General features: G+C 47.1%; 5 protein-coding genes. All 5 read right to left on the bottom strand.

Annotation, left to right across the window (positions count from 1 at the left end):
• Positions 1-143 precede the first annotated feature (143 nt).
• Entirely contained in the window at positions 144-1427 is a 1284-nt protein-coding gene (gene gltA / locus ACTHSP_RS18130) for a citrate synthase (RefSeq protein WP_003686103.1), read from the bottom strand.
• 124 nt (positions 1428-1551) lie between these two features.
• Entirely contained in the window at positions 1552-1800 is a 249-nt protein-coding gene (locus ACTHSP_RS18125) for an FAD assembly factor SdhE (RefSeq protein ID WP_003678830.1), read from the bottom strand.
• 3 nt (positions 1801-1803) lie between these two features.
• Complete coding sequence (locus ACTHSP_RS18120) at positions 1804-2511, bottom strand: succinate dehydrogenase iron-sulfur subunit (protein ID WP_002241462.1); 708 nt, start codon at positions 2509-2511, stop codon at positions 1804-1806.
• A 119-nt stretch (positions 2512-2630) separates the two neighbouring features.
• On the bottom strand, positions 2631-4394 hold the full coding sequence (sdhA, locus tag ACTHSP_RS18115; RefSeq protein ID WP_003686011.1) for a succinate dehydrogenase flavoprotein subunit: 1764 nt from the start codon (positions 4392-4394) through the stop codon (positions 2631-2633).
• A 2-nt stretch (positions 4395-4396) separates the two neighbouring features.
• Positions 4397-4558: succinate dehydrogenase, hydrophobic membrane anchor protein (gene sdhD, locus ACTHSP_RS18110; RefSeq protein WP_440346602.1), on the bottom strand; the 162-nt coding region annotated here is incomplete at its 5' end.

Below are 4558 nucleotides of genomic sequence, written 5' to 3'. Positions count from 1 at the left end.
GGCCGTCTGAAATGACACTTTATTCTACCCTATTTCAAATCAAATTACCTGCTATCAACTTAATTAATTACGACCAATCTCATTGAAAACGGCAATTCGATTTTTTCAAACGACTTTTCAACAATATATTAATATATTGTCTATTAACGTTTATCTACCGGAACGTAATCGCGACGCTCTGCACCGGTATACAGTTGACGTGGGCGACCGATTTTCAGTGCCGGATCGCTAATCATTTCATGCCAATGAGAAATCCAACCTACACTGCGCGACAATGCGAAGATAACGGTAAACATTTCAGTTGGAATGCCCAATGCGGACAAGACGATACCGGAGTAGAAATCGACGTTTGGATACAGCTTGCGTTCAACAAAGAATGGATCTTTCAGTGCAATTTGTTCCAATTCCATCGCCAGCTTGAATTTAGGACTGTCTTCCAAGCCTAATTCTTTCAAGACTTCATAACAGGTTTCACGCATGATGTTGGCTCGTGGGTCCATATTGCGGTATACGCGGTGACCGAAGCCCATCAGGCGGTATTTGCGTTGTTTCACACCTTCCATGTATGCGGCAACATTAGATACATCGCCGATTTCATCCAGCATCTTCAACACAGCTTCGTTTGCACCGCCGTGTGAAGCACCCCACAGACAGGCGATACCGGCAGCGATACAGGCAAATGGGTTTGCGCCCGAAGAGCCGGCCAAACGCACAGTCGAAGTAGAAGCGTTTTGCTCGTGGTCGGCATGCAAGATAAAGATGCGGTCGAGCGCGCGAGCCAATACTGGATTAGGTTTGTATTCTTCACATGGTGTCGCAAACATCATGTGCAAGAAGTTTTCAGCATAGGAAAGGTTATTTTTTGGATAATTGAACGGCAGACCGTTGGAATAACGGTAACACATTGCCGCAATTGTCGGAATTTTGGAGATTAAGCGGTAAATCGCAATTTTGCGGTGCTCTGGATTGGCAATATCCAAGCTGTCTTGGTAGAAAGCAGACAAAGCGCCAACCACGCCAACCATCATCGCCATCGGGTGCGCATCGCGACGGAAACCGCGGAAGAACCAAGTCAACTGCTCATGCAGCATAGTATGGCGACTGACTGTGGCATCAAATTCTTTTTTCTGTTCAGGGGTAGGCAGTTCGCCGTAAATCAACAGATAGCAAACTTCCAAATAATCGGATTTTTCTGCCAGCTGCTCGATAGGATAACCACGGTAATACAACAGACCTTCATCGCCATCAATATAAGTGATTTTGGATTCACAACTTGCAGTTGACACGAATCCGGGGTCGAAGGAAAACAGACCTGTATTTTTAGTCAAAGTACGGATATCAACCACATCATGGCCGATACTTGCTTCCAATACTGGCAGTTCCAAGGTCTCTTGATTCGGGGTGGTGAGCTTGACTGATTTAGACATTCTTAAACTCCTTTGTAAGTTGGGGCTTTCGTTGCCGCCCAAGCGGCACGGTCCTTTTTTTCAGACGGCCTCCGTATGGAAAGAGCTTGTTCGGATTAGCATCGCAAACAAGCTCTATAATACGTCATGCCTGTCTGATTTTTTCAAGCATGGGAATCAGGTGTTTCTTGTCCGTCGCCGAATGTCCGTTAATCAAGGCAAGCAACTCTTGGTCTTGAAATTCGAGGATTTCGGAAAATTCGGACAACTCCTGATCACTCAGGTGCTCGAATTCTTTTTCCATAAACCTGCCGAAGATTAAGTCTAATTCCAACAATCCCCGGCGGGTTTGAAAACGGATTTTCCGTTTGGCAATATCGTCAAAAACCATCATTTCTTAAACGGCTCGTTTCAACATAATCTCTTTAATCTTACCGATAGCTCGGGTCGGATTCAAGTGTTTAGGACATACGTCTACGCAGTTCATAATAGTGTGGCAACGGAACAAACGGTATGGGTCGTTCAGATTATCCAAACGCTCGTTAGTAATAGTATCACGGCTATCCGCAATGAAACGGTAAGCATTCAGCAAGCCAGACGGACCAACAAATTTATCAGGGTTCCACCAGAATGACGGGCAGGCAGTCGAACAGCAGGCGCACAAAATACATTCGTACAAACCGTCCAACTCTTTACGCTCTTCCTGAGTTTGCAGACGCTCTTTGTCCGCATCGATAGGATTATCATTGACAACGTAAGGTTTAATGGAGTGATATTGTTTGAAGAATTGGGTCATATCCACAATCAGGTCGCGGATAACAGGTAGGCCTGGCAGAGGACGGATTTTAACCGGCTGTTTCAGGCCGCGCAGATCAGTCAGACATGCCAAGCCGTTTTTGCCGTTGATGTTCATACCGTCAGAACCGCAAATACCTTCACGGCAAGAACGGCGGAAAGACAATGTATCGTCTTGCGCTTTCAGGCGCACCAAAGCATCCAAAAGCTTAACGTCGGTTGGTTCCAATTCCAACTCGTAACGTTGCATATAAGGTTTGGCATCAACGTCCGGGTTGTAACGGTAAATTTCAAAACTCATTTTTTCCATGAGAAGTGTTCCTTTTCTCATAAACTGCCCAATGATTTTGTATTATGAATTCAAGCAGTTCAATGTGGGTATGGTTAGGTTTCAGACGGCCTTTAAGGTAAAGGCCGTCTGAAAACTCATCAATAAACGCGCTTAGCCGGTTTGATGTATTCCACGCTCAAAGGCTTGGTATGTACCGGTTTGTAAGACAAAGTATTGGTATCTGAATGATACAGGGTATGTTTCATCCAGTTTTCGTCATCGCGCTCAGGATGGTCGTCTGAAGCGTGTGCACCGCGCGATTCTTTACGCGCTTCGGCAGACACCAAAGTCGCTTTCGCTACTTCAATCAAATTATCCAATTCCAAAGCTTCGATACGCGCGGTATTCCACACTTTGCTCTTGTCTTTGATTTCAGTACGTTTCACGCGCTCGGCAATCGCCATGATTTCTCGAACGCCTTTGCTCAGAATCTCATCAGTACGGAACACACCGGCGTGCAGTTGTACGGAGCGTTGCAGTTCGCGACGCAATGCATCAACGTTTTCACCATCGGTTTGGTTGTCCAAACGCTCGATACGCTGGCGGGTCAATTCACCAGCATTAGCAGGCAGAGGTTTCCAGTCGCTTTGCTCTTTGATGAATTTAATCATGCTGTCGCCGGCAGCTTTACCGAATACCACCAAGTCCAACAGGGAGTTAGTACCCAAGCGGTTCGCACCGTGTACGGAAGCACAAGCGCACTCACCTGCCGCATACAGACCTTTTACAGGTACTTCGTAATCTTCACCTTGCGGAACGACAACTTCGCCATGGTAGTTAGTCGGAATACCGCCCATCATGTAGTGGGTAGTCGGCACAACAGGAATCGGGTCTTTAATCGGGTCGATACCGGCAAACTGAATGGAAATCTCGCGGATACCCGGCAGTTTTTCCATAATTTTTTCTGCGCCGATATGGTCGATTTTCAGCAAAACGTGGTCTTTGTTTTTACCACAACCGCGACCTTCGTAAATTTCCATCGCCATCGCACGGGAAACCACGTCACGGGAAGCCAAGTCTTTTACAGTCGGAGCGTAACGTTCCATAAAGCGTTCGCCGTCGGCATTCAGCAGAATACCGCCCTCACCGCGTACACCCTCGGTAATCAATACACCGGCACCGGCTACACCAGTCGGGTGGAATTGCCAGAATTCCATGTCTTCCAACGGAATACCCGCACGGGCACAAATACCCAAACCGTCACCGGTATTCATATAAGCATTGGTAGAAGAAGCATAAATACGACCACCGCCACCGGTAGCAAACATCACAGCTTTAGCATGGAAAATATAAACTTCGCCGGTTTCCATTTCCATGGCGGTTACACCGACTACGTCGCCGTTTTCATCACGAATCAAATCTTGCGCCGTCCATTCCACAAAGAATTGTGTATTGGCACGGACGTTTTGTTGGTACAAAGTATGCAACATCGCATGACCGGTACGGTCAGCAACCGCACATGCACGCTCTACCGCACGTTTACCGTGTTCGGCAGTGTGCCCGCCGAAAGGACGTTGGTAGATTTTACCGCTTTCCACACGGTCGAAAGGCATACCCATGTGTTCCAACTCAATTACGGCTTCAGGCGCTGCGCGACACATAAATTCAATCGCATCTTGATCACCCAACCAGTCGGAACCTTTCACGGTATCGTACATGTGCCAATCCCAACGGTCTTCCTGCACATTACCCAATGAAGCAGAAATACCGCCTTGAGCTGCTACAGTATGAGAACGGGTTGGAAACACTTTAGACAAAACAGCACAATTCAGGCCGGATTTAGACAATTGGAGGGCTGCGCGTAAACCTGCACCACCACCGCCAACAATCACGGCATCAAACTTGCGAACAGGAAAACCCATATTTACCCCCAAATTACTTTAACTGAATACACCAAGCAGCCTACCAACCAAACGATGGTGGCAACTTGTAAAAACAAACGCAGGCCGAAAGGCTTAATGTAGTCCATCCACAAATCGCGGATACCTACCCATGCATGCAGGAATACGGCCAAGAAGCTCACTTG

Source organism: Neisseria sp. P0001.S005 (genome assembly GCF_051963715.1).
The sequence above is the reverse complement of the archived record's forward strand: the minus strand, read 5'-3'. Positions and strand labels throughout refer to the sequence as shown.

What these genes read in the sequence shown, in the direction of transcription:
- gltA (WP_003686103.1), bottom strand. Translation starts at nt 1,427, where the DNA reads ATGTCTAAATCAGTCAAGCTCACCACCCCGAATCAAGAGACCTTGGAA.
- ACTHSP_RS18125 (WP_003678830.1), bottom strand. Translation starts at nt 1,800, where the DNA reads ATGATGGTTTTTGACGATATTGCCAAACGGAAAATCCGTTTTCAAACC.
- ACTHSP_RS18120 (WP_002241462.1), bottom strand. Translation starts at nt 2,511, where the DNA reads ATGGAAAAAATGAGTTTTGAAATTTACCGTTACAACCCGGACGTTGAT.
- sdhA (WP_003686011.1), bottom strand. Translation starts at nt 4,394, where the DNA reads ATGGGTTTTCCTGTTCGCAAGTTTGATGCCGTGATTGTTGGCGGTGGT.